Source organism: Nitrospirillum bahiense (assembly GCF_007828025.1).
Taxonomy (GTDB): Bacteria; Pseudomonadota; Alphaproteobacteria; order Azospirillales; family Azospirillaceae; genus Nitrospirillum; species Nitrospirillum amazonense.
Map to the genome: position 1 here is coordinate 1 of NZ_VITO01000003.1, position 24,714 is coordinate 24,714.

Genomic DNA, 24,714 nt, shown 5'->3' on the forward strand with positions numbered 1-24,714 from the left:
AGCACGGCGGACGCCCGGGCGCTGACGACGGCGCAGATCGGCGCGCTGACCACCAGCCAGGTGTCCGGCCTGACGACCAGCAACCTGAACGCGCTGTCCAGCACTCAGGTGGCCAAGCTGTCCAGCAGCCAGATCCAGTCGCTGACCACGGATCAGCTGAACGGCCTGACGACCGCCGACGTGCGTGAGCTCAGCAGCACCCAGGTCGGGCAGCTGACGACGGCGCAGCTGTCGACGCTGGGCACCACGAACCTGCAGGCCCTCAGCTCGACCCAGGTGGCCGGCCTGACGACCGCCCAGGTTCAGTCGCTGACGACCGACCAGGCCGCGGCCCTGACGACGGCGCAGGTGACCAGCCTGTCGACCAGCCAGGTGAAGGCCCTGACGACCGACCAGCTGAACGCCTTGTCCACCGACACGGTGCAGAAGCTGACGACCCAGCAGGTCAGCCAGCTGACGACGGCGCAGATTTCCGGCCTCAACAGCACCAACCTGAGCGCCCTGAACAGCGCCCAGGTGTCCAGCCTGACCAGCGCGCTGGTCCAGGCCCTGACCAGCAGCCAGCTGAACAGCCTGACGACCGCCGACGTCCGTGAGTTCACGACGGCGCAGATCAGCCAGCTGACGACGGCGCAGGTGTCCAACCTCAGCAGCGACAACCTGAACGCGTTGACCAGCGCCCAGGTGGCGAAGCTGACCAGCACCCAGGTCCAGTCGCTGACCACGGATCAGTTGAACGCCCTGACCACGGCGGACGTGCAGGAACTGACGACGGCCCAGATCGGCCAGCTGACCACGGCCCAGGTCTCGAACCTGAGCACCACCAATGTGGGGGCCCTGACGACGGCGCAGGTTGCCAGTCTGACGACGACGGACGTGCAGCAGCTGTCGACTGACCAGCTGGCCTCGCTCAGCACGGCGGACGCCCAAGCGTTGACGACGGCGCAGATCAGCGCGCTGTCCACCAGCCAGGTGTCCGGCCTGACGACCAGCAACCTGAACGCGCTGTCCAGCAATCAGGTGGCGAAGCTGTCCAGCAGCCAGATCCAGTCGCTGACCACGGATCAGCTGAATGGCCTGACGACCGCCGACGTGCGTGAGCTCAGCAGCGCCCAGATCGGCCAACTGACGACGGCGCAGCTGTCGGCCCTCAGCACCACCAACGTGGCGGCGCTGTCGACGACGCAGGAAGCCGGTTTGACGACCACCCAGGTGGGTGCCCTGACCACCGACCAGGTCTCGGCGCTGGGAACGGCGCAGATCACCGGCCTGTCAACGGCCCAGGTGAAGGCGCTTAACTCCGACCAGTTGAACGCCCTGTCCACCACGACGGTGACGAAGCTGAGCAGCACCCAGGTCCAGGCTCTGTCGTCGGCCCAGCTGCCTGGCCTCAGCAGTGACAACCTGTCGGCTCTGACCAGCAACCAAGTCCAGGCTCTGACCAGCGCCCAGGTCCAGTCGCTGACCAGCACCCAGCTGAACGCGCTGTCCACCGCCGATGTCCGGGAGTTCACGACCGGCCAGATCGGCCAGCTGACGACGGCGCAGGTGTCGAACCTGACCACCGACGTGGTGACGGCGTTCAGCACCGCCCAGGTGGCCAGCCTGACCACCGCTCTGGTTCAGGCCCTGACCTCCGACCAGCTGAACAGCCTCAGCACGTCGGATGTGCGGGCCCTGACCACGGCCCAGGTCTCGTCCCTGACGACGGCGCAGGTGTCGACGCTCAGCACGGATAACCTGAACGCCCTCAGCACGGCCCAGGTGACCAAGCTGACGACGACCCAGGTCCAGTCGCTGACCACGGCCCAGCTTTCCGCGTTGGGCAGCAGTCAGGTGACCGGCCTGAACAGTGCCCAGGTCAAGGCGCTCTCGACCGATCAGCTGGGGGCGTTGAGCACCACGGATGTCCGGGCGCTCAGCACCGCGCAGGTGCAGGCGCTGACGACCAGCCAGGTGTCCGGCCTGACGACGGACAACCTGTCGGCCTTGTCCAGCAACCAGGTAGCGGCCCTCAGCAGCGCCCAGGTGCAGTCGCTGACGACGGCCCAGATCAGCGCGCTGACCACGGCGGATATCCGGGAGTTCACGACCAGCCAGGTGACGAGCCTGACGACAGACCAAGTCTCCGGGTTGACCACCGACCAGCTGTCGAACCTGACGACGGCCCAGGCCAGCGTGTTCACTTCGGCCCAGGTCCACGCGTTCAATACCGATCAGGTCAACGCTTGGCTGACGGGTCTGTCTGGGTAAGGATGTAAGGGGGGCGTGTTGGTTCGGGCCGGGGCTGCGGGGCAGCATCTCCGGCCCGTCCAGGGGCGGCGGGTGCCAGAGGATTGAGGGGCGCTGAGCCTTTCAATCTTCGGCGCTTTTCAGAGCCCTCGATTCGTGGTTAAGGCATGCATCCCGACAGTGGGGACGTGTGCGGGGTTGGGGTTAATGGGTAACGATCCGGTGTCATCGCGGCCGATAGGCGGGGTGGTCGGCAGGACCGCCCTTACCAAGGCTACGCCCGCCAGCCGGGGTGACACCGACTTTCAGAAAGCCCTGGCCAAGACGGGCGCCGCGGCGGCCCCGCCCAGGCCCGCCCAGAGCAGTACCCCGGCGGATGCCGTCCGAATCTCTCAGCAGAGTATGCTGTCGGGCGTGGCGGCGTATAATATGGCGGCACAGGCATCGCCAGCGATGCCGGGATATCAGCGGCCGGCGGTTCGGGTTGGTGACAACGTGACGACGAAGAACGAAAAGTCCGAAAAAGGCGCTTTCCGGCTGTCGCCCTCGCGCCAGCTGCAGGGCAGTACGGCCTATGCCAAGGTCGTGCAGACCCAGACGGCCGTCGCCCAGGCATCTGGGTCGCAAAATGGCGGTGCCCAGGCCGCTGCGACCCCCGTTAACAACGCGGCCTCCGCGCCGGCATCGCCGGCGCCGCCGGAAACAGCGGCGCCGGGCAGCGAGCAGGCTAAAGTTGCGGATCGCTCCACCGTCAATATCGTGTTATGATTCCATTTGATATTTCAGGGACTAAGAAGTCCTGAGGCGCTTTATTCGTGGAACGTCGACCGTGGCCTCTGCTGCTTCCATTACCCATCAGGCACCGCTGCAAACCGCTGACGTTATCGAATACCTGACCGCCAGAGCGTGGAAGATCCCGCCAGGGATCGAGGAAACTGCATTTCGTTACCTGGTGGGCCGTCTGGATTTCACGGCCTTGCTGGGCTTGGTCGAGGCGGCGCGGGAGGCCGCCCCCTGGATGCGGCCCGCCTCGCTGTACCAGCTTTGGCTGGATGAGGTACCGGCGGACGCCACCTTGCGGCACGCGGCCTATTTCAATCTGGGTGTGGAACTGGCCAACGTGGGCGACACGGTTGCGGCCGGTGCGGCCTACAACGCCGCCCTGTCGTTGAAGTCCGATTTCCTGATCGCCGCCATCAACCTCGGCCTGATGTCCGAAGGTCAGGGCAAGCATGATGAGGCGCTGGAGATTTGGCGCCGATCCATTCAGCCCGACGACATGCGCACCACCCTGCTGAACCAGCGGGGCCGCCTGCTGGAACGGCTGAGCCGGTTCGAGGAGGCGGAGCGGGAGCTGTATCGCAGCCTCCTGACCGTGCCCAAGCAGTCCGACGCCATCAGCCATTGGGTGCACCTGCGCCTGAAGATGTGCGCCTGGCCTGTCTACCTGCCCATTCCCGGCCTGACCAAGGATGACATGGTCGCCAGCTCCGGCGGTTTGACGCTGATGTCGCTGTTCGATGAGAACGCGGTGGTCAACCGCTGGGTCGAACAATGGATTTCCCGCTTCGGCACGCCGGAGCGGCTGGCCCCGGCGCAGGGCTACGCCCATGAGAAGGTGCGCATCGGATACCTGTCGTCCGACTACAACCTGCACCCCGTCAGCATGCTGATGGTGGAGCTGATCGAGAAGCACGACCGCACCAAGTTCGAGGTCTATGGCTATGACATGGGCCTGGACGATAACAGCTATCTGCGGCATCGCATCCTGGGCGCCTTCGACCAATGGTTCCGCGTCGTGGAAATGAGCGACGACCAAGTGGCGGCGCTGATGCGCCAGCACGAGCTGGATATCCTGGTCGATCTCAACGGCCTGACCGATGGGTCACGGCCCGGCATCGTCCGGCGCAAGCCGGCGCCCGTCCAGATCACCTACCTGGGCTTCGTCGGTTCGCAGCCCATTCCTGAGCTGGACTACGCTATCGTCGACGATTTCGTCGTGCCGAAGGACTTGGCCGGCGATTTCCACCCCAAGCCGCTGTACATGCCCATCTGCTATCAGGTGAACGACAGCAAGGCGCTGGTGGATCCGTCCCCCACGCGGGAAAGCGTGGGCCTGCCGGCGGACAAGTTCGTCTACACCTGCTTCTCCAACACCTACAAGATCACGGAAGAGGTCTTCGACGCCTGGATGCGCATCCTGGGTGGGGTGGATAATTCCGTGCTGTGGCTGCTGGCCCGCACGCCTTGGGCGCGGCAGAACATGCAGGAACGGGCGCGCGCCCGAGGCATCGATCCCGGCCGCCTGCTGTTCGCCGGCCCGGCCAGCCCGGCGCAATACCTCGCTCGCCTGCCGCTGGCCGACGTGTTTCTGGACACCTATCCCTATAACTCCGGCACCACGGCCAGCGACGCCTTGCGCATGGGCCTGCCCATCGTCACCCTATCCGGCAAGACCTTCGCCTCGCGCATGGCGGGCAGCCTGCTCCGCACCGTGGGCTTGCCCCAGGGCGTGACCACCAGTGTGGATGATTATGTGAAACTGGCGGTGAAGCTGGGCAACAAGCCCAAGGAGTACAAGGCCTTCCGCGATGCGCTGGCGGGTGGCGAGGCTTGGCGGCGCACCCTGGGCGACACCGACCGCTTTGTCCAGGAGCTGGAAGAGCGGCTGCTGTCCATCCGGGTCACGCCTGGCAAGGCCGGCTGATGCCGGGACGCGGACGGTAAAGGGCTGCACATCCAACGGTGGGTCGCATGGGAACACTGCGTCATTTCGATCTCAAGGGCCTGCTGGACGCCTATCAGTGCCAGGTCTATCTGGAGACCCTGACAGGGACGGGCGACAACGTGCTGCATGCCGCGTCCTTCGGATTCGAGCGGCTGTTCTCCGCCGAAACCGCGACGGAGACCCTGAACCAGGCGCGCACGCGCCTGGCGGGTGTGCCTCGGGCCCAGCTGCTGTACGCCACCCGCGAGGATGTGCTGAAGGCCGTGCTGCCCTTGGTCCCGGCGCAGCTTCCCATACTGTTCTGGCTTGATGGCCACGAACCCGGCCCCGCCTATCACCAGGCCAAGTATGGCCCCGGTGGGAACGACGCCCTGCGCCCGCCGCTGGAAAGCCTGATGGCCCAGTTGCGGCAGTTGCGGCCACGCAGCCGCGACGTGATTCTGGTGAATGGTCTGCGCGCCTATGAAGACGGCCCCTATGCCGACGGTGCCGTGCCAGTGCCTGAGCACAAGCTGGCCTTTTACGACCGAAACATCGATTTCGTCTTCCGCCAGTTCCGCCACACTCACACTATCGTCCGCGACTATGCCGATGATGGTTATCTGGCGCTGACCCCGCGGTGACAGGATGCCTGCGGCTCGGTTTGGTCATTTTCTCGACGCGTCCCGGGACGGGACGCTGCCGATATGCGGAGTGGCGTGATGGCGGATGAGACGACCAAGCAGATGCTGCGCCGTGCCGCAGACGGGCGCTTCGCCCGGCGCTGGATCGTGGGCGATGGGATAGACATCGGCTGCGGCCCCAGTCCCTTGGGCAACCTCCGGGACTATTTTCCGCTGATGAAGTCCGCCCGGCCGTGGGATGTGCCCGATGGTGACGCCATGTTGATGGAAGGGGTGGCGGACAACAGTTACGACTTCGTCCATTCCAGCCATTGCCTGGAAAAGCTGGTGGACCCCGTGCGGTCGCTCGGCAACTGGATCCGCATCTGCAAGCCCGGCGGCCATCTGATCATCACCATTCCGGACGAGGATATGTATGAGCAGGGCGTGTGGCCCTCCATCTTCAACCAGGACCACAAATGGACCTTCACCATCCTGAAGCCGCAGAGCTGGTCGCCGAAGTCGATCAGCGTCGTGCAGTTGCTGGATCTGTTCAAGGAAGAGGTGGAGGTGCTGAAGCTGGAGAAGCTGGACAGCGGCTTCCAGTATGACGCGCCCTTGCGCGACCAAACCCTGAAGGGCCCGTCGGAATCGGCCATCGAGGTCGTGTTGCGCAAGCGGAACAAGGGCTGGGGCTTGGGTGCCGCGGCCGACGACAGTGCGGCACGGTTCGCCCAGGTGGCGCGCCGGCAGGAAATCAGCACCAGGTTCGCCGAGGCCATCGGCTTGCATCAGCAGGGCCGCGTGGCGGAAGCGCACGCGGCCTACGCCGCCATCCTGGCCGCCGATCCGGACAATCTGGTGGTCATGAACAACCTGGCCCTGATCGCCCCCTTTTCGGACGCCGAGCGCCTGCTGCGTCGCGCGCTTGGGATCAATCCCGCCTACGTCGACGCCCTCTTGAACCTGGGCAACCAGTTGGTGGCCAACCAGCGGGCGGAGGAGGGGCGGGATATGCTGCGCCGGGCGCTGGCGGCGGCTCCCGACGACCCCCGGGTCATCAACGCGCTGTCCCAGGCCTATGACACGCTGGGGGCCTATGAGGACGCGGTGGCCCTGCTGCAGGAAAAGGGTGGTCTGCTGGGCAACCTCGACGACGTTTACTGCCGTCTTGGCAAGTACGCCGAGCATCTGGGGCGGACGGATGAGGCGCTGGCCTACCTGGCCAACGCGCTGCGCATCAACCCGTCGCATGTCGAAGCCAACATCTATACCGGCCGCCAACACCTGCGGAAGGGCGACTTCGTCAAGGGGGCGGAGGGCATCGCCTGGATTTGGCATGGCCGTATCACGGAAAGCCAGATCGGCCTGTTCATGGATCCGGCCGGCCGGCCCATACGCCAAGATGGACGCACCATCGTGCTGTCGGCCGACAGCGGCCTGGGCGATACGCTGCAGTTTGTGCGCTACGCCCGGCCGCTGAAGGCCCTGGGCGCCCGCGTCGTCGTGGAATGCCAGCCGGAGCTGCTGCGCCTGGTGGCCGCCATGCCGGAGGTGGATGAGGCGGTGGCCATCGGCGAGCTTTCCGCCGGGTTCGACTTGCGCCTGCCTCTGCACAACCTGATGGGCGCCTTCCGCACCACGCTGGCGACGGTGCCGGCGGAGGTGCCCTACCTGGCCGCCCCCGCGGATGAGGCGGCGGCGTTTGCCCAGCGCTTGGCCGCGCACCAGGGCCTGCGGGTGGGCCTGTGCTGGGCGGGCAACCCCAACCACCCGCGCAACAGCAGCCGCTCCGTGGCGCCGGACCTGTTGGGTCCCCTCCTGAACCAGGTGGGGGCCAGCTTCTTCTCCCTGCAGAAGGGGGGGGACGGCGCCGCCCTGGGTTTGATCGACTGGACGGCGGATTTCGCCGACATGGCCAACACCGCGGCCCTGGTACAAGGCCTGGACCTAGTGATCAGCGTGGATTCCGCCGTGGCCCACCTCGCGGGCGCGTTGGGCCGGCCGGTGTGGCTGCTGAACCGCTTCGACAGCTGCTGGCGCTGGCTGGAGGCGGGGATGGAGACCAGCCCCTGGTACCCCAACCTGACGCAGTTCCGCCAGCCGGCACCGGGTGAATGGGGCCCGGTCATGGCGGCGGTGACGGCGCGGTTGGCGGAAGAAATACAGACCCATGGCGCGGCCAGCAAGCCCGCCGCCGGCCGCAAGGCGGGCAAGCGCTGACCATCGGAACCACCATGGCCGCCCAACCCGATGTCACCGTCATCATTCCCACGCACAAGCGGGCGCACCTGCTGCGCCGCGCCCTGGAATCCGTCAAGCAGCAGCCGGCGGCGGTGGAAGTCATTGTCGTTTCCGACGCAACGGATGGAGAGACGGACCGCGCCTGCGCCGCATGGCTGTCGGCGGACGATATCTACATCCGCCGCAACGGCGCCCCCGGCCCCTCGGCCAGCCGCAACCTGGGCCTGTCACTGGCGCGCGGGCGCTATGTCCTGTTCCTGGACGACGACGACGCCTGGCACGCCAACTTCATCCCCGCCCTGCTGGCCCAGCCTGCGGTGCAGCAAGGCCTGGCCGTTTACGGCAACAGCAGCGTCGTCACCGAACGGCGGGGGCCGGACAGGCCGGAATTCCTGGACGAAGGCTTCATGGACGTGGCCGGGCGCCTGACGCTGGAGATTTACATCAAGAATCAGGTCCACATGTCGTGCTGCGCCTTTCCGCGCACGCTGCTGGCGGGGCTGGAATTCGACGTGTTCATGCGGGCCTATGAGGACTGGGATTTCATGCTGGCCGTCATCAACCGGCAGATGCCGGTGCACGTGCCGGTGCTGGCCTCCCGCATCTTCGAGGTGAAGGACGCGACGACGGACCGCCGGGGGGACAGCCGCGCGGCCAACGACTACAACGTCGTCATTGATTATCTCTATGTCTACCGCCGCCACCCCGCACCCAATGCGGATATCGCGCAGCGGCGGGTGTCGCTGATGAATGGCCTGGGCATCCCGGCCACCCCTTCCATGCTCTAACGGCTGCCTTATCATGACCGCCCCCGGGACCGCCACGCCGCACGACCTGGACGCCTTTGCCGGCCGCATCGTCTTCTGCCTGTGGACGGGGCCGGAGATCATGTCGGATGCCCGCTTGCGGGCGCTGTGGACCATCTTCCGCAACACCGGCTGCGGCGTCGCCTTCATCACGCGCGAGACGGTGGGGGATTGGGTGAAGCCTGACTTCCCCCTGCACCCCGCCTGGCCCTATCTCAGCTCCACCCACAAGGCGGACTATCTGCGCTGCTATCTGATGCACCACTACGGCGGTGGCTACACTGACATCAAAAGCACCTCCAAGAGGTGGGGGCCGTTCTTCGACCAGCTGGCGGCATCGGACAAGCTGGCCCTCGGCTATCAGGAGCTGGCCCACGGCATTCCGCACATCACCGGGGAGTTCGGCGACCTGCTGCGCCGCTCTCATCAGGAGCTGATCGGCCTCTGCGCCTTCATTTTCAGGAAGGGCACGCCGCTCACCGCCGCCTGGCTGGCGCGGACGGAAGCGCTGCTGGATCAAAAGCTGGAAGCGCTGCGGCGCCATCCCGCCATCCATCCCCTGGACCAGACGGGCGTGCTGCTGCCCAACGGCCAGCCCTCGCCCTATCCCCTGCGCTGGGCGGAACTGCTGGGGGAAATCTTCCACCCCCTGACCTATGAACAGCGCCACCAGCTGCTGCTGTCCCCCATCGACCCCAGCTTCGCGTCGTATCGCTAAGCGGGCTGCAGCCGCCGGCGGATCCGGCAAGGAACTCGGGGCCTCAGAACCGTCATGGACCGCCCTGGAACCGATGCCCGGCTGGCGGGTTCCAGGTGTCCGCGCGTCCCTTCCCATTCGGGCGGACCGGGCGCGCGGGGCTTCATCTTCCTTCCTACCCACCTTCAGGCCCGGTTCGCTCACCCGATCGAACCGGGCTTTTCTTCTGGGGACGGGGCCGTCCGCGCGCTATCTTCGGCCGCTTTCGACCGCCGGCAGGAGAGCCCTGGTGACCCGTCCCGTCCTTCCCCCCGACCTGGAAACGCCCGTGCTGCTGCTGGACGAGGGGCGGATGGCGGCCAACATCGCCCGCATGCAGATCCGCATGGATGCGCTGGGGGTGCGCTTCCGGCCCCATGTGAAGACGGCCAAGTGCCTGGAGGTGGCGCGGCGCCAGGTGGCCGCCGGTGCCCGGGGCCTGACCGTGTCCACCTTGAAGGAGGCGGAGTGCTTTTTCGCTGCCGGCTATGGCGACATCCTCTACGCCGTGGCCATCGCACCGCCCAAGTTCGACCACGCCCTGCGCCTGGCCAAGGCCGGCGTGCGCCTGACCCTGGTGGTGGAATCGGCGGCGGCGGCCGAGCGCCTGTCCCGCCATGGGCGGGAGAACGGCCATGTCCACACCGTGCTGATCGAGGTCGATACCGATGGTCACCGCTCCGGCATCCACCCGGAGGCGCCGGCGCTGCTGGACGTGGCGGCGGCCCTGACGGTCGAGGGCGGCGGCGGTGCCCGCCTCAGCGGGGTCATGACCCACGCCGGCAGCTCCTACGGCCTCACCACGCCCGAGGCGCTGACGGCCATGGCGGAGCAAGAACGGGCGGGCTGCGTGCGCGCGGCCGAACGCCTGCGCGCCGCCGGCCATGCCTGCCCGGTGGTCAGCGTCGGGTCCACCCCCACCGCCCTCAGCGCCCGGCATCTGGAGGGGGTGACGGAGGTGCGCGCCGGCGTCTATGTCTTCTTCGACCTGGTCATGGCCGGGGTGGGCGTCTGCGCGGTGGACGACATCGCCCTGTCGGTGCTGTCCACCGTCATCGGCCACCGCGCCGACACGGGCTGGATCATCACCGATGGCGGCTGGATGGCCATGAGCCGCGACCGGGGGACCCAGCGCCAGGCCAAGGACCATGGCTACGGCCTGGTCGCCGCCGTCGACGGCACGCCCATCGCCGACCTGGCCTTCCGCGATGCCAACCAGGAACATGGCGTGCTGCACTGGACGGGGGCGGCCGGCGCCGACCTGGAGGCGCTGTTCCCCATCGGCACCCAGCTGCGCATCCTGCCCAACCACGCCTGCGCCACCGGTGCCCAGTTCGACGCCTATACCGTCCTGCCCAAGGATGGTGGTGACCTGCGTCGCTGGGATCGCTTCAACGGCTGGTAAGGTTCAGCGGCGGAAGCTTCGTTCACGGAACTGCGGCGCCTTCTTCTCCAGGCCGGCGCTGAGCGCGATGCGCCAGTTGGGGCCGCGCATGATCTGGAACTGGATGCGGCGCTCGGCCGCGAAGGCGCCCCGGATGCTGGCGCTCCAGGCGCGCTGGAACAGGGTCTTGGCGCCGGCCACCGCGTCGGGGGAGCGGGCGCACAGCTCGGCCGCCAACGCTTCCGCCGCCGCCATGGGGTCGTCCGCCACCTCGGTCACCAGGTTCAGGGCTTTGGCCTCCGTCCCGCTGATCACCTGGGCCGTCATGGTCAGACGCTTTGCCACGTCGATGGACACCAGTTCGCGTAAAGACACGCTGCCGCTCATGTCCGGGATCAGGCCCCACTTGCCCTCCATCACCGATAGCTCGCAGTCCGGCGTGGCGATGCGGAAGTCCGCCGCCAGCGCCAGCTGCAGGGCGCCGCCGTAGCAGCGGCCGTGCAGCACGGCGACGACCGGCACCGGCAGCTCGCGCCAGCACCAGCAGGCGCGCTGGAACAAGTTGGTGCTGCGGCCCAGGGTGACGAAGGCCTTCACCACCTCCCACGGTCGCTTGGTGACGGCGCCGAAGTCCAGCCCGGCGCTGAAGGCTGGCCCTTCGCCGCTGAGAATGACGGCGCGGATTTGCGGCTGGCGCCGGATGGTGGCGGCCGTGCGCACCAGTTGGCGCAGCGTGTCCAAATCCAGGGCGTTCAGCTTTTCCGGCCGGGTCAGGCGGACATTGGCAATGGCGCCCTGGATGTCCAGGCCGACCCTCTGGGGGACCGCCCTCTGGGGGACCGCATGTGTCATGGCTTTCCGCTCCCTCAGGCGCCGGGCTTGGTCAGATCCGCTGCTTGTGCGCGGGCAGGGCATGGGCCAGGCGGCGGCCCATTTCCTCGCCCAGGGCCTGCAGGCCGCTCATGGGGCGGACCATCACCTCGAACTCCACGATGCGACCCTGCGTGTCGAAGCGGATCATGTCGATGCCCTTCAACGCGCGCTCGCCCACCTTGGCGCTGAACTCCAGCACCACGTTCAGGCCGTCGGCGTCGACGAACTGGCGATGATAGGCGAAATCCTGAAACACCTGGATGACGGTGCCCAGGATGAGGACCAGGGCCTGCGCCGGGCCATAGGGCGTGAACGCCATGGGGGAACGGAACACCGCCTCCGGATGCACGATGGCGGGCAGGAAGGACAGGTCGCGGCGGGCGACGCCGTCGTGCCACTTCTCCAGGCTGGCGGCGACGGCGGGATGCAGCGGCAGGTCGGTCATGATGGCCTCCGTCAGAGGGTGGCGGCCAAGCGGCTGCCCTGGTTGATCGCCCGCTTGGCGTCCAGCTCAGCCGCCACGTCGGCGCCGCCGATCAGGTGGACCGCGACGCCCGCTGCCGTCAGCGGTTCGTGCAGCTCGCGCAGCGGTTCCTGCCCTGTGCACAGCACGATGGTGTCGGCCTCAATGACGGTCGGGTTTTCCCGCTTCTCGCCAAAGGTGATGAACAGGCCGCCCTCATCGATGCGCTCGTAATTCACGCCGGCCAGCATCTGCACGTTCTTCATCTTCAGCAGGCGGCGGTGGATCCAGCCAGTGGTCTTGCCCAACCCCTTGCCCAGCCCGCCGGGCTTGCGTTGCAGCAGTGTGACCGCGCGCGCCGGCGCCGTGATCTCCGGCCGCGTGACGCCACCGCGCGTCGTGGCCGGGTCGGTCACGCCCCACTCCGCCTGCCAGGCGGCCAGGTCCAGGGTGGGGGAGGGGCCGTCCTGCACCAGATACTCGCTGATGTCGAAGCCAATGCCGCCGGCACCGATGACGGCCACGTGCCGGCCCACCGGCTTGTTGTGGCGCAGCACGTCGAGGTAGGTGACCACCCGGCCGCTGGCCATGCCGGCCTCCTGCCCCGGGATGCGTGGATCGCGCGGGGTGACGCCCGTGGCCAGGATGACCGCGTCAAAGCCGCCGCCGATCAGGTCTTCGGCGGTGACCTTGCGGTTCAGGTGGAGGGTGACGCCCGTCAGCTCGATCTGCCGGCGGAAATACCGCAGCGTCTCCTGGAACTCCTCCTTGCCGGGAATGCGCTTGGCCATGTTGAATTGGCCGCCGATCTCGCCCGCCGCCTCGAACAGTTCCACGGCGTGGCCGCGCTGGGCGGCCACGGTGGCGGCGGCCAAGCCGGCGGGACCGGCACCCACCACGGCGATACGCTTGCGCACGGCGGCGGGGGCGTAGGTCAACTCCGTCTCATGGCAGGCGCGGGGGTTCACCAGGCAGGTAGAAATCTGGGCCTTGAAGGTGTGGTCCAGGCAGGCCTGGTTGCAGCCGATGCAGGTGTTGATCTCATCCGCCTTGCCGGCGGCGGCCTTGTTCACGAACGCTGCGTCCGCCAGCAGGGGCCGGGCCATGGACACCATATCGGCGCAGCCATCGGCCAGGATCCGCTCCGCCACCTCCGGCGTGTTGATGCGGTTGGTGGTGACCAGGGGGATGCCGACCTCGCCCTTCATCTTCTTGGTCACCCAGGCGAAGGCCCCCCGGGGGACGGAGGTGGCGATGGTGGGGATGCGCGCCTCATGCCAGCCGATGCCGGTGTTGATCAGGGTGGCGCCCGCCGCCTCCACCGCCTTGGCCAACTGCACCACCTCCTCCCACGTGCTGCCGTCGGGGATCAGGTCCAGCATGGACAGGCGGTAGATGATGATGAAATCCGGGCCCACGGCCTCGCGCGTGCGCCGCACGATCTCGACGGGCAGGCGCATGCGGTTCTCGTAAGAGCCGCCCCAGGCGTCGGTACGCTTGTTGGTGTGGGTCACCAGGAACTGATTGATGAAATAGCCCTCGGACCCCATGATCTCCACGCCGTCGTATCCGGCCTCCCGCGCCAGCAGGGCGCAGCGGACGAAGGCGCGGATCTGCCGCTCTATCCCCCGCGCGCTCAGCGCGTGCGGGGTAAAGGGGCTGATGGGCGATTTGATGCGCGAGGGTGCTACGGCGAAGGGATGATAGCCGTAGCGGCCGGTGTGCAGGATCTGCAGCGCGATCTTGCCCCCCTCCGCATGCACGGCCTCGGGGATGGGGCGGTGGCGCCGCGCGGTGGACGTCAGCGCCAGGGTGCCGCCCATGGGCTTGGTCCAGCCGGCGATGTTGGGGGCGAAGCCGCCGGTGACAATCAGTCCCACCCCACCCGCCGCCCGCTCCCCCAGATAGGCGGCCAGGCGGTGCAGGTTCTGACGGCTATCCTCCAGCCCGGTATGCATGGACCCCATCAGCACGCGGTTGCGCAACTGGGTGAAGCCCAGGTCCAGCGGCTGCAGCAGGTGGGGGTAGGGGGTGGTCATGGTGGGGGGCCCGTCTTTTATTATGCAACTTGTTGCATAATGGGGCAGGCGGCTCGTTTATGCAACTGGTTGCATAAAGGCGGTCCAGACGGGTACCGTCGAAAGGTGCCCCCTTGGATGAGCCTTCATGTCCTTGCCCCACGCCCTGCTGACCGCCTTGCTGGAGCGCCCCTGCTCCGGCTCCGAACTGGCCGGCCGTTTCGATCGCTCCATCGGCTTCTTCTGGCAGGCGACGCATCAGCAGATTTACCGCGAACTGAAGCGGCTGGAGGAACTGGGCTGGATCACGGCCTTGGCGCCGGAGGTCGGCCGGGGCCGCAAGCGGGCCTATCAGGTGCTGCCGGCCGGACGGAAGGAACTGCGCCGCTGGACGGGCGAGGCGCAGGAGCCCAAACCCCTGCGCGATGAACTGATGGTGCGCCTGCGGGCGGAGGCGGTGATCGGCCCCACCGACCTGGTGCGCGACATCGAAAGCCGCCTGGCCCAGCATCTGGAAAAGCTGGCCCTGTATCAGGAGATCGAACGGCGCGACTTTGCGGGCGACAGTCCCACCCGCCAGCGGGAGCTGCAGCATCTGGTGCTGCAGGCCGGCGTGATGGCGGAGACGCTGTGGGTGGACTTTTGCCGCAAGGCCATCGCCGTGCTGGCGGCGGACGACAAAAACAAACCTTAACCCAACCTCATCCGCGACGTGCTGGCCGCCATCTCCTGCAAGTCCAGCTCATATTCCAGCACGTGCAGCACGTCGTCATGGATGCGGCCGGTCCGGTGCAGGCGCAGCACCTCCGTTCGGCCGGCGGCAATGGTGGCCAGGATCACGTCGTAATGCTCGCTGCGGTCGGCGCTCAGGACGTCCCGCTCCTTGGAGTAGCGCTCGGCCACCCGGGCGCGGTGGGTGTACTGCTCCAGCAGGCGGGGATGGCGCACGCTGCCGTCGGCATTGTGGGCGCGGGCGCGCACGGCCTCCAGCTGGGCGGCGCTAACGGCGGCCATGGCCTGGGGTGCCGTCAGCACCGCACCCTGGTGCCCGGCGGATTTGTCCAGGCCCAGCCAGCGGATCAGTGGGCCCAGGCTGCTGCCCTGGATCAGCACGGTGCCCAGGATGACGGCGAAGGCGGCGGCCAGGATCAGGTCGCGCCCCGGCACCTCGGTGGGGATGGACAGGGCCACGGCCAGGGTGACCACGCCGCGCATGCCGGCCCAGCTCAGCAACAGGGCGCTGGCGGGGGACCATAACGGCCGGCGCTTCACCAGCAAGCCCAGGATCTGGCCCGCCCCTTCCGCCGCGAAGACCCAGAGGAAGCGGGCGACCACCACGGTGCCCAGCACGGCCAGCACCGGCACGGCCAGGGTGCCCAGCGCATGCTCCACGCCGCCCAGGCGGGTCATCACGCCGCGCAGCGACAGGCCGATCAGGATGAAGACCAAAGCCTCCAGCACGAAGACCATGACCTGCCAGGCGGCGGTGCCCATCAGGCGCACGCTGGCGGTGAAGACCTCATGCTGGTGCCAGCCCAGCACGAGGCCGGCGGCCACCGTGGCGATGACGCCGGAAACGCCGGCCGCCTCCCCCAGGATATAGGCGGCCCAGGGCAGCATGAAGATGGCTGTGATGGTCAGGTGCTCATGTTTCAGCAGGCGCAAGCCCCGGATCCAGAGATAGCCCAGCACGCCGCCGACGATGACGCCACCCACCGCCAGACCGGTGAAGGCCAGGGTGGCCTGGCCCAGGCTGAAGGCGCCGGTGAGCGCCGCGGCGATGGCGAAGCGGAACAGCACCAGGCCGGCCGCGTCGTTCAGCAGGCTTTCCCCCTCCAGCAGCACGACCAGGCGGCGAGGCAGGGTCACATGCTCCAGCACCGCCTTGGCCGCCACCGCGTCGGGGGGTGAGACCACGGCGCCCAGGGCGAAGCACACGGCCCAGGGCAGGCTGGGTACCAGCATGTGGGTGACGATGCCCACGGCCAGGGTGGTGAACAGCACGGCACCGATGGCCAGTTGCAGGATGGCGGCCAGGTTGCGCCGGAACTCCCGCCAGACGGTGTAGTAGGCCCCATCCATCAGCAGTGGGGGCAGGAACAGCACCAGCACCAGATCGGGATCCAGGTCGAAGGCCGGCACGCCGGGCACGAAGGCCAGGCCCATGCCACCGATGATCAGCGCCGCCGCTGGCGGCAGACCCAGGCGGCCAGCCAGCAGCCGCAGGCCCAGGATGGCCACCAGCAGCAGCAGGATGAATTCGAACTGCCCGACGCTGCTCATGATCCCCCAACGGTTTTCCGGCAAAACATTTATCCACGCGAACGACGGGCCACGGTAGGGGGCGGCGGCCGGCCGTTCTTGTCGGATGCGCGTGGATTTGAACGATAGTCCCGCCAAAACGGCGGGACGGTGGAGGGCATGCCGGCGACGGTTCGGCCCCCGCCCTTGTCTTTCGACAACCCGTCCCCAGCGGCTGTAGTCTAGTGGCGCACCCCACCAGGGGGAAGCGGGATCGCGCCAACCAGATGGGGGAGATCATGCCGGACACTCAGTTGGCCAGTGCCCACGCGGATGAACCGCGCGCCACCGGCCTGCGGGCGGGCGACACGCAGGTCCTGCGCCTGCGCCAGGACCACCCCGCCAGCCGCGACCGGCAGGATATCCCGTGCCTGGACATGTTCTCCATCATCGTCCAGCTGCGCGACTTCGCCCGGCATGAGCTATGGCGCGGCGGCCGCCTGGTCTTTGCCGGCGGGCACGCCCGCATGGCCTTGTCCGTCACCCACCTGGGGGAGGGCTGGGCCTGCCGCCACCTTTCATCCTTCGACAATGTCCGCGTCCAGATTCCGCGCGCCAGCCTGGACGCCCTGTCCGAAGAACTGGAGCGCCCGGCCGTCAGCGGCTTCGCCCGCGCGCGGGGCACGGTGGACCCCGTGGCCTATGGCCTGGTGTCCGCCCTGTTGCCCACGCTGGACATGCCGGACCGGAGCAACCGCCTGTTTGTGGACCAGGTGACCCTGGCGCTGACCATCCACGTGGCCCAGACCTATGGCGGCATGGCCCCGCTGGCGCCGCCGGGCGGCCGGCGCACGGGCGGCCTGTCGCAATGGCAGGAGGCGCGGGCGAAGGAGTTCCTGACCGCTAACCTGGGCGGCGAGGTCGCCATCGCTGAGGTGGCGGCCGAATGCGGCCTGTCGCGCAGCCACTTCATCAAGGCCTTCCGCGAAACCACGGGGCAGACGCCTTACCGCTGGCTGCTGGACCATCGTGTGGCCCGCGCGCGAGAGCTTTTGCGCGGCCCGCAGTCCATCGCCGAGATCGCGCTGGCCTGCGGCTTCGCCGACCAAAGTCACCTGACCCGCGTCTTCGCCGCCGCCACGGGCATGCCCCCGGCGGCTTGGCGGCGGCGGCAGGGGTAGACATTTGGACGGTCAGCATTCATAATTTACGTATTTTATGGAGTTTGGGATGCGGCGATTCAGTTCCCTCGATCTTCAGCGCAACGTAGCCCAGGTCCAGGAGGCCGCATTGCGGGAGCCCGTAACCGTCAGCTACCACGGTCGGGATCGCTTGGTGATTCTGTCCGTTGATGAGTTCGAGCGCCTGAAGCAGCGCGACAAGATGGTGATCTCCATGGAGGAGATGCCGGAAGAATTTCTCCGCGCCTTGCAGGAACCCTACTACGACGCTGACCAGGCTGCACTCGACCACCTGATGGACGAGTGACATGGCGCTGCGCGATGCCAGGCCTGGCCTGGTGTTTCGTTACGAGTATGTGTGGAAGCGTCAGGCGTTGGCTGGCAAAGATGTAGGTGACAAGGAACGCCCCGCCTGCGTTGTGTTGTCAATTGCCGGCACGGTTGGAAACAGACGTGTGCTGATCGTCCCGATAACGACGCGACAGCCTGGTGACGCACCCGCCTTGGAGATCCCGTTACCGATCAAGCGCCACTTGGGCCTGGATACCGACCAGCCGTCTTGGATCATTCTAAGTGAAGCAAATATCGATGCCTGGCCATCCCCGGATATGCGCGCCATTCCTGGGAAGCCGGGGCGTTTTGACTACGGTCTACTGCCGCTGAAAATGGTCACGGCGTTACGGAAGGCCGTGCTGTCAGCGTTGGCTGAAAAGCGGCTCGCTTACGTCAATCGTGAGACGGACGCCTGACCGTTTTGGCCAGTTCCGCCGCCTTCGCATCCGACATCCGGGCCAGGTCGTCGTCGCTGTTGTGACCGCCCGCAGTCATGGACGCGTTCAGCAGAGCGCGCAGCCTTTGCAGCCTGCGCCCCCTGGTCCTCATCAAACGCCGCCGTATGATTCCCGGGTTCGGCTCCCATGATTGATGGCTCCGGATCCTGAGCGTGCCCTCACTGCCCCACCGTAAACACATAACGGGTGGTGGAGTGGAAGGTTTGGCCCGGTCGCAGGGTGGTGGATGGGAAGGAGGGGTGGTTGGGGCTATCCGGGAAGTGCTGGGATTCCAGGGAAAAGCCGTGGGTGGGCACGCCGTTCAGGGCGGGCGGCTTGGCCGGCAGGTAGAATTGCAGGCCGGGCTCGGTGGTATAGACCTCCATCATGCGGCCGGAGGCCGTGTCGGTCACCGTGGCCACGAGGGTCTTCAGGCTGGGGGCGGACAGGACGAAGTTCTGGTCCATGCCGCCGCTGCCCAGGATGGCGCTGAACGGGGTGGAGTGGCGCAGGTCGAAGCGGGTGCCGTCCACCGGCTTGACGCTGCCGTCTGGGATGGCGTCGGGGCTGGTGGGGGTATAGCGGTCGGCGGCGATGGTGACGGCCTGGCCGGTCATGGGCTGGCCGGCGCCCGCCAGGTTGAAGAAGGAATGGTTGGTGAGGTTGACCACCGTCGGCTTGTCGGTCTTGGCGGCGTAATCAATGGTGACGATGGCCTGGTGGCCGTGCCGGGCCAGATGATAGGTCACGCTCACGTCCAGGGTGCCGGGGAAGCCCATTTCCCCATCCGCCGAGACATAGTGGAATTCCACGCCGTCGCGCACGGCCTTGGCCTCCCACATCCGGCTGTCGAAGCCGTTGGACCCGCCGTGCAGGGTATGCGGCCCCAGGTTGCGATCCACCTGATAGGTCTTGCCGTCCAGGGGGAAGGTGCCGTTGGCGATGCGGTTGGCGAACCGGCCGATGGAGGCACCGGCCATCACCCAGAAATCCGTCAGCTTGGCCGGTGTATCGGGCAGGATCAGCACGTCCGACCAATGGCCGTCGCGGTCGGGCAGCTGCAGGGACACCATACGCGCGCCATAGGTGGACAGCGTCAGGCGGGCGATATCGTTGGCGACGGTCAGCGTCTCCGTCTTCTCTCCGCCCGGGCCAGTGCCCCAGGGCGCACGCTCGACAGTGGTGTGTTCGACGGTGGCGGCCAGTGCGGGATTTCCGGCCTGCCCGGCCAGGCAAACAGCCGCCATTACGCATCGGGCGAGTACCCGCTTGGTCCCGTTCATGTTTCCTCCCCTTTATCGCCACTCGGCATGTTACCGGTAACTATAGCGGCGGTGGGAAGGAAGCGCTAGCCGATGGAGAAGCCCGCCACCTTGCCATCTTCCCCCAGGCGGACGGCGAAGGACAGGAAGACGCCGGGGCCGAAATGCAGGACGTAGTCGTACCAACGCTCCGCCCCGCTCTGCCGCGCGCCCTTGAAGGTCGCGGCCGTGGGCGCACCGTAGGGGCCGAGGTCGGTGACGAACTTGGCGCCCTTGCCGTTCGCCAGCTTGGCCCCCAGGATGGCACCGAAGTGGGCATAGTCCCCGCCGGTCTGCAGGTCGCGGAAGGCATCCGTCGCCGCCTGCGTAACGTGGGTGTCCTCATCCGGGGCGGGCCGTTCGGCCGCCGCCACCAGGGCGGGGTAGAGGTCGGCGAAGACGATATTGGTCAGCGCCTCCCCTGCCTCCGGCGAGTTATCGCCCAGGTTGGTCAGGGCCACGATGCGCACGTCCTGGCGGGGAAAATACTCGTCGGCGGTGGTGAAGCCCAGCGACCCGCCGGTGTGGCCGATGCGTGGCTGGCCGTAGACAGTGCCGACGAACAGTCCGAAGCCGTAGTCGGCGCTGCCGTTCTGGCTGGTCATGAAGGGCGTCGTCATCTGGCGGTAGCTGTCCGCCGAGATGACCTTGCCGCTGCGTAGGGACGCATCCCACACCGCCAGATCGCTCAGCCGCATGACCAGGAAACCGGCTGGACCCGCCCAGTCGGGGCCGATGATGCCGGCGCGCTCCAGCCGGCCATCCACATGGTGGTGGCCGATGGCCATGTTGGACAGGTGCGGCTCCTCCGCCGTCGTGCGCATTTCGCCCAGGCCCAGCGGGTCAAAGATGTGATGCTGCAGATAGGCGCGGTAGCTCTCGCCCGACACCGCCTCGATGACCTTGCCCAGCAGCAAATAGCCGGTGTTGGAATAGGACCATCGGCTGCCGGGCGGGAAGTCCAGGGGCAGGGGTGCCACCCGCGCGATCAGGTCGGGATAGGCGATGGGCCGGGTGGCCAACTCATCGATCCCCGGCCCGTCCAGATACTCATGCAGGCCGCTGGTGTGGGTCAGCAACTGGCGCAACGTGACCTCGGCCGCGTGCGGCGCGTCGGGCAGATAGTCGGCCAGCGCCCGGTCGACCTGCAGCTTGCCGGCCTCCTGCAACTGCAAGATGGCGGCGGCGGTGAACTGCTTGGTGATGGAGCCGATCTCGAAAAACGTGTCCGGTCGCACCGGTGCGCCACCTGGGACGTCCCGCGACCCGAAGGCCTTGGTGTAGATGACCGTGCCCTGGCGGGTCACCTGAACCGCCGCACCGGGCACGCCGAAGCGACGCAGGGCGGCCGTCACGTCGCGGTCAATGGCCGCCGCCGGCACCGGGTCCGCCATGGCGCTGGCGATGGGGATGGTCGTCAGCAGCAGGGCCAGCACACCGGCCAAGGGTCCACGCAAGCCCACGAAACACCTCTTCCAGATAATTCTAAAAACGCTTATATTTTGAATTATTGGAAAGCACAAGTCATGGCCTGCGATTGATGTCCAGCACCCACATCCTGACCCAGCCGCAGCTGGACTGCCTGACCTCCCCCATCCGCCTGGCCATCATCCAGCGGCTGGAGATCGATAAGCAGGCGACGGCACGGGAAATCGCCCAGCGCATGGGCCGGCCGGTGACCTCGCTCTACCATCACCTGAAACAGATGGAGGAGATCGGGCTGTTGCGGGTGGTGGGGGAACGGCGGGGGGCCCGCCGGCCGGAGGCGGTCTACGCCATGGTGGCGGACCACCTATCCTCCTCCTCCGCCGTGGGCACGGAGGAGGGGCGGCGCACCTATGCCCGGGCGGCCCTGCGGGTGGCGGAGGCCGGTGCGCGCGCCGTTTCCGCCGCCATCGAGGGGGGCACTCCGCGCTTCGAGGGCGATCAGCGCACCTTGGCGGCGCGCTTCCACGTGGTGCGCGCGAACGCCGCCAAGCTGGCGCGCATTAACCGGGCGCTGAACGCGCTGGAAGAGGCGCTGTACCAGGACTGCGAGGTGGGGGAGGAGATCCTGCTCACCGTCCTGCTGGCGCCACAGGGCTAGCCTGGACGTCGCCCGTCACCAGGACGCCGATGAAGGCAATGACCGGCGGCACGACGAAGGCCCATTCGCGTACCACCAGGAACAGGCCGGCGGCGGCGGCGCAACCGAACGCGAAGCCGATGACGCTGGCCGACATCTTGCCCAGGCGCCCCTTGGCGGCGGCCCGCGCCTCCCCCGTCACGCCGCGCATCAGGTCAGCCAGATCGATCATGATCTGGGTGGTGGTGCCCGTCATCAGGGTGGTGGGCGGCGTCGTGCTCATATGGGCGCGGTGCATGCCGTTCTGCAGGGCCATGGCGGTCACCAGCACCATGCCGGTGACGATGGCGGGCAGGGCGTCGCCGTTGTGGAAGGGGCCGAAGTGGATGGCCAGGGCGGCGCCGGCGGCCAGCAGCAGCATCTTCAGCACCAGCAGGGTGCGCAGGATGGGGATCTGCCGCCGTTCCAGCCCCGCGCAGAGGAAGCGCGACAGGATCACCACCACGCAGAACACCGGCAGGGCCAGCAGCTTGGCCCCGGCGCCCGAGGTGCCCAGCACCAGCGAGGCGCCGAAGGTGACGAAGTTGCCGGTGACATGGGCGGTGAACAGCCCCTGCAAGGCCAGGAAACCGGCGGTGTCGACATAGCCGCCGTTGACGCTCAACAACACGGGCAAACCCTGTTTCATGGCCTTACCATCCCAGTTTGACTTCAATGCCCAGATAATCGCTGTCATGCCCGCCGGCGCGGCGCAAGGTGTCGCCAATGGCGTAGTGCACCGCCTCCACCGCCGTGGTCAGGTTGGCCGTGACGGCATAGTCCGCGCGCAGCTGGCCGTAAACGCCGGTCCAGGGGGTGCCCTTGCCGGCGGTGCCGGGCACGGCGTTGCTGGGCTGGACATAGACGGCATCGGCCGTCGTCTGCCGCCATAGCAGGCCCGCCGCCGTCATCAGGCTCAGCTTCGGCATCGGCTTCACCGTCAGCGACGGCTTCAGGTGGATCAGGTTGGCATAGCCGGTATAGCCCGCCAGCGCGAAATAATAGCCGTTGGGGAACAGCGGGTTGAAGGTCCCCAGGCGGCCGTCGCCGGCGCGGTCGTCGCCCGAGGCGGCGTCCGCCTGCAGGCCCAGGCGCGGCGTCCAGACGACGTCATTCAAGGTGTAGCCGGTCAGGGCGCCAACCGCCCAGGACCCCACCGCCTTGGGGCCCACCGACCCCCACTGGGCCATGCCCTCCACATCCCAATCGAAGCCGGCCGCGGCACCGGCATAGCGCAGGTCAAAGATATCGCGCCGCTCCAGTCCGCTGGCGTCCAGGTATTTGGCGGTGTCGTTCTGGTAGCGGGAATAGTAGGCGGACAATTCCCCGGGGCCCACACCGGCATGCTCCACGCGGATGCCGCCGTATTGCAGGTGGGTGTTGGAATAGTCGTCGAACGGCTCCCCCGTGCGGTACTGCACCGGGTGGCTCCAGAAACTGATGATGCGCCAAGGGGCGGTCTCGACGTTGACCCACACGGCATCGAAGGCCTGGCGCACGTTGGGGCCATCGCGGGTGGAGACGAAGCGCTGGCGGTCGAAGCCCATCTCCTGCCGTCCGGCGCGCACCTTCAGGGTGATGTCGTCGGTGAGGTCGCCGCTGTAGGCGACGAAGGCCTGGCGCAGATCGGCCTGGTTCTGGTCGGCCGGCGTCAGCGTGGTCTTGTCGAAGGCGCGCGCGTCCTCGAACTGGCCGAACAGCTGCCAGTGGCCATCGATGCGCAGGTCCATATGGGTCTGCAGGCGCTGGATGACGTAGCTGTCGCCCTTGCGCCCCCCAATGCCAAACAGGGGCGCCTCGTTATCCTCGAACCGTTCGCGCAGGGTCAGGCCCAGCGACAGGTAGGTCTGGGCGTTGGTATCGTCCAGCGGGATGTACTTCAGCCCGTCCAGCGGTTCGGTGCGCAACGCCGGGTTGGCCAGGGCCGACCAGTCCTCCTGCCATCGGTTGGATTTGATGGCCGGGCGGGTCGCGGCCGGGGCCGCGGGCGTCTCTATCGTGTCGTCCTCCTGCGCCTTGGCGCTGGCGGTAACCGCGCAGGCCAGGGCCAGGGTGCCCAGAGCGAGCGCGGATGCCATCATGTGCCGACGGCACGGGCGCGATGACGGGTGCCGTCGGCGGATCATGACGGGTCTTAGGACGCGCTGTGGATTTCGGCGACGTAGCCGCCGGGGAACTGCACCACCACGGCCTTGCGGTGGTCGGCGGTGTAGGGCTCCACCACCACGGTCACGCCGGCGGCCTTGGCCTTGGCCAGGGTCTCATCCAGGTTCTTGACCTCATAGCCCGTCATCTCCCGGCCATAGGGCCAGGGCAGGTGGCCGTCGGTGACCAGGACGGTCATCTTGCCAAAGGCGCTCTCGATACGGACACGGCGGTAGGTGTCGTTGGGACGGCCAATTTCCACGCCCGGGGCCTTGGCATCATCCGACACCACCTTGCCGTGGCTGAAGGCCACCCAGTCCTTCACGAACTCCTTCACCTTATGGGCGGAGACGTAGACGCGGTTCTCCGGCACGGTTTCGAAGGCGGTGTAGTTGGGCGTCGTGGTGTGCCAGTACAGCTGCATGTTCACGCCACCCGGCCACTGGATGACGGTGTCGCGGCCGATGGGGTCGGGGAAGGGCTCCACCAGCACGTCGGCGCCGGCGGCGACGGCGGCCTTGGTCGCCACGTCCATGTCGGTGACCAGATAGCCCGTGCGCTCCGCACCGAAGGGGGAGGGGATGGGGGTCTTGAAGCCGAACAGCGAGACGGTGCCCACCGGGGTCTGCAGCAGCTGCGACGTGGTGCTGCTGGGCGTCGGCGTGACGGTGGCCACCACCTGCTTGGTGCTCTGCCCGCCAAAGGTGGCGAGGAAGCTGGCGACGAACTTGTCGACATCCTCCACCGCCACATAGACGTGGGTGGTGTCGTACTGCGGCGCCACGGCGACGGCCGGGCTGGCGGAGGTGGCCGCCTGTGCCGCCAGGGGCAGGGCCAGGCAGGCGCCCATCAGCAGGGCGGCGGCATAAGAACGGATACGCATCGG

At 67.5% G+C, this 24,714-nt stretch carries 22 protein-coding genes; 13 read left to right on the top strand and 9 right to left on the bottom strand.

All coding sequences use genetic code 11. The features are described 5' to 3' along the window. The 8 genes from FBZ88_RS30120 to FBZ88_RS05340 form a co-directional block, all read left to right on the top strand. On the top strand, positions 1–2,253 hold a 2,253-nt coding region (locus FBZ88_RS30120; protein WP_186464218.1), incomplete at its 5' end, for a beta strand repeat-containing protein. Positions 2,254–2,727: 474 nt separating this feature from the next. Next, complete coding sequence (locus tag FBZ88_RS30125; RefSeq protein ID WP_186464219.1) at positions 2,728–3,000, top strand: hypothetical protein; 273 nt, start codon at positions 2,728–2,730, stop codon at positions 2,998–3,000. A 61-nt stretch (positions 3,001–3,061) separates the two neighbouring features. After that, complete coding sequence (locus FBZ88_RS05315; RefSeq protein ID WP_246138515.1) at positions 3,062–4,939, top strand: O-linked N-acetylglucosamine transferase, SPINDLY family protein; 1,878 nt, start codon at positions 3,062–3,064, stop codon at positions 4,937–4,939. 47 nt (positions 4,940–4,986) lie between these two features. Next, entirely contained in the window at positions 4,987–5,583 is a 597-nt protein-coding gene (locus tag FBZ88_RS05320) for a hypothetical protein (RefSeq protein ID WP_145615773.1), read from the top strand. Positions 5,584–5,661: 78 nt separating this feature from the next. Then, entirely contained in the window at positions 5,662–7,785 is a 2,124-nt protein-coding gene (locus tag FBZ88_RS05325) for a tetratricopeptide repeat protein (RefSeq protein ID WP_145615774.1), read from the top strand. Positions 7,786–7,799: 14 nt separating this feature from the next. After that, entirely contained in the window at positions 7,800–8,594 is a 795-nt protein-coding gene (locus FBZ88_RS05330; protein ID WP_145615775.1) for a glycosyltransferase family 2 protein, read from the top strand. Between the two features lie 13 nt (positions 8,595–8,607). Further along, entirely contained in the window at positions 8,608–9,330 is a 723-nt protein-coding gene (locus tag FBZ88_RS05335; RefSeq protein WP_145615776.1) for a glycosyltransferase family 32 protein, read from the top strand. A gap of 268 nt (positions 9,331–9,598) precedes the next feature. Next, on the top strand, positions 9,599–10,753 hold the full coding sequence (locus FBZ88_RS05340) for an alanine racemase (RefSeq protein ID WP_246138516.1): 1,155 nt from the start codon (positions 9,599–9,601) through the stop codon (positions 10,751–10,753). A 3-nt stretch (positions 10,754–10,756) separates the two neighbouring features. On the opposite strand, the gene FBZ88_RS05345 is transcribed toward FBZ88_RS05340, so the two are convergent. Genes FBZ88_RS05345 through FBZ88_RS05355 form a run of 3 tightly spaced genes read right to left on the bottom strand, consistent with a single transcriptional unit; the run spans position 10,757 to position 14,107 of the window. After that, a complete protein-coding gene (locus tag FBZ88_RS05345) occupies positions 10,757–11,584 on the bottom strand; it encodes a crotonase/enoyl-CoA hydratase family protein (protein WP_145615777.1) in 828 nt (275 codons plus the stop codon). Between the two features lie 31 nt (positions 11,585–11,615). Next, entirely contained in the window at positions 11,616–12,050 is a 435-nt protein-coding gene (locus FBZ88_RS05350) for a nuclear transport factor 2 family protein (protein ID WP_145615778.1), read from the bottom strand. A gap of 11 nt (positions 12,051–12,061) precedes the next feature. Beyond that, positions 12,062–14,107, bottom strand: a complete 2,046-nt coding sequence (locus FBZ88_RS05355; RefSeq protein ID WP_145615779.1) for an oxidoreductase — start codon at positions 14,105–14,107, stop codon at positions 12,062–12,064. Positions 14,108–14,234: 127 nt separating this feature from the next. On the opposite strand from FBZ88_RS05355, the gene FBZ88_RS05360 reads away from it, so the two are divergent. Continuing rightward, positions 14,235–14,780, top strand: a complete 546-nt coding sequence (locus FBZ88_RS05360; protein WP_145615780.1) for a PadR family transcriptional regulator — start codon at positions 14,235–14,237, stop codon at positions 14,778–14,780. On the opposite strand, the gene FBZ88_RS05365 is transcribed toward FBZ88_RS05360, so the two are convergent. Beyond that, positions 14,777–16,369 carry a Na+/H+ antiporter gene (locus FBZ88_RS05365; RefSeq protein ID WP_145615781.1) on the bottom strand — a complete coding sequence of 531 codons (1,593 nt, stop codon included), beginning with the start codon at positions 16,367–16,369 and terminating at the stop codon, positions 14,777–14,779. The genes FBZ88_RS05360 and FBZ88_RS05365 overlap by 4 nt on opposite strands. Before the next feature lie 257 nt (positions 16,370–16,626). On the opposite strand from FBZ88_RS05365, the gene FBZ88_RS05370 reads away from it, so the two are divergent. From FBZ88_RS05370 to FBZ88_RS05380, 3 genes are read left to right on the top strand one after another with little or no spacing between them, the layout of a single operon-like run. Then, complete coding sequence (locus tag FBZ88_RS05370) at positions 16,627–17,508, top strand: AraC family transcriptional regulator (RefSeq protein ID WP_186464220.1); 882 nt, start codon at positions 16,627–16,629, stop codon at positions 17,506–17,508. 49 nt (positions 17,509–17,557) lie between these two features. Continuing rightward, positions 17,558–17,815: a type II toxin-antitoxin system prevent-host-death family antitoxin gene (locus tag FBZ88_RS05375; RefSeq protein WP_145615783.1), complete on the top strand. Its 258-nt coding sequence runs from the start codon at positions 17,558–17,560 to the stop codon at positions 17,813–17,815. A gap of 1 nt (position 17,816) precedes the next feature. After that, positions 17,817–18,257: a type II toxin-antitoxin system PemK/MazF family toxin gene (locus tag FBZ88_RS05380; protein WP_145615784.1), complete on the top strand. Its 441-nt coding sequence runs from the start codon at positions 17,817–17,819 to the stop codon at positions 18,255–18,257. 200 nt (positions 18,258–18,457) lie between these two features. On the opposite strand, the gene FBZ88_RS05385 is transcribed toward FBZ88_RS05380, so the two are convergent. Then, on the bottom strand, positions 18,458–19,525 hold the full coding sequence (locus FBZ88_RS05385) for an aldose epimerase family protein (protein WP_186464221.1): 1,068 nt from the start codon (positions 19,523–19,525) through the stop codon (positions 18,458–18,460). A 101-nt stretch (positions 19,526–19,626) separates the two neighbouring features. Then, the gene (locus FBZ88_RS05390; RefSeq protein ID WP_145615786.1) at positions 19,627–21,042 is read right to left on the bottom strand and encodes a serine hydrolase domain-containing protein; all 1,416 of its coding nucleotides are present in this window, start codon (positions 21,040–21,042) and stop codon (positions 19,627–19,629) included. A 77-nt stretch (positions 21,043–21,119) separates the two neighbouring features. On the opposite strand from FBZ88_RS05390, the gene FBZ88_RS05395 reads away from it, so the two are divergent. Further along, on the top strand, positions 21,120–21,665 hold the full coding sequence (locus FBZ88_RS05395) for a winged helix-turn-helix domain-containing protein (RefSeq protein ID WP_145615787.1): 546 nt from the start codon (positions 21,120–21,122) through the stop codon (positions 21,663–21,665). Here the strand turns inward: FBZ88_RS05395 and FBZ88_RS05400 are convergent. The 3 genes from FBZ88_RS05400 to FBZ88_RS05410 are packed head-to-tail and all read right to left on the bottom strand — an operon-like array spanning position 21,637 to position 24,711. Continuing rightward, positions 21,637–22,332 (bottom strand): DUF1275 family protein, encoded by a 696-nt coding sequence (locus FBZ88_RS05400; protein ID WP_145615788.1) that lies wholly within the window; start codon positions 22,330–22,332, stop codon positions 21,637–21,639. The two genes, FBZ88_RS05395 and FBZ88_RS05400, sit on opposite strands and share 29 nt — an antisense overlap. A gap of 4 nt (positions 22,333–22,336) precedes the next feature. Beyond that, complete coding sequence (locus FBZ88_RS05405) at positions 22,337–23,764, bottom strand: alginate export family protein (protein WP_246138517.1); 1,428 nt, start codon at positions 23,762–23,764, stop codon at positions 22,337–22,339. Between the two features lie 53 nt (positions 23,765–23,817). After that, entirely contained in the window at positions 23,818–24,711 is an 894-nt protein-coding gene (locus tag FBZ88_RS05410; protein ID WP_145615790.1) for a VOC family protein, read from the bottom strand. Between the last annotated feature and the right edge of the window lie 3 nt (positions 24,712–24,714).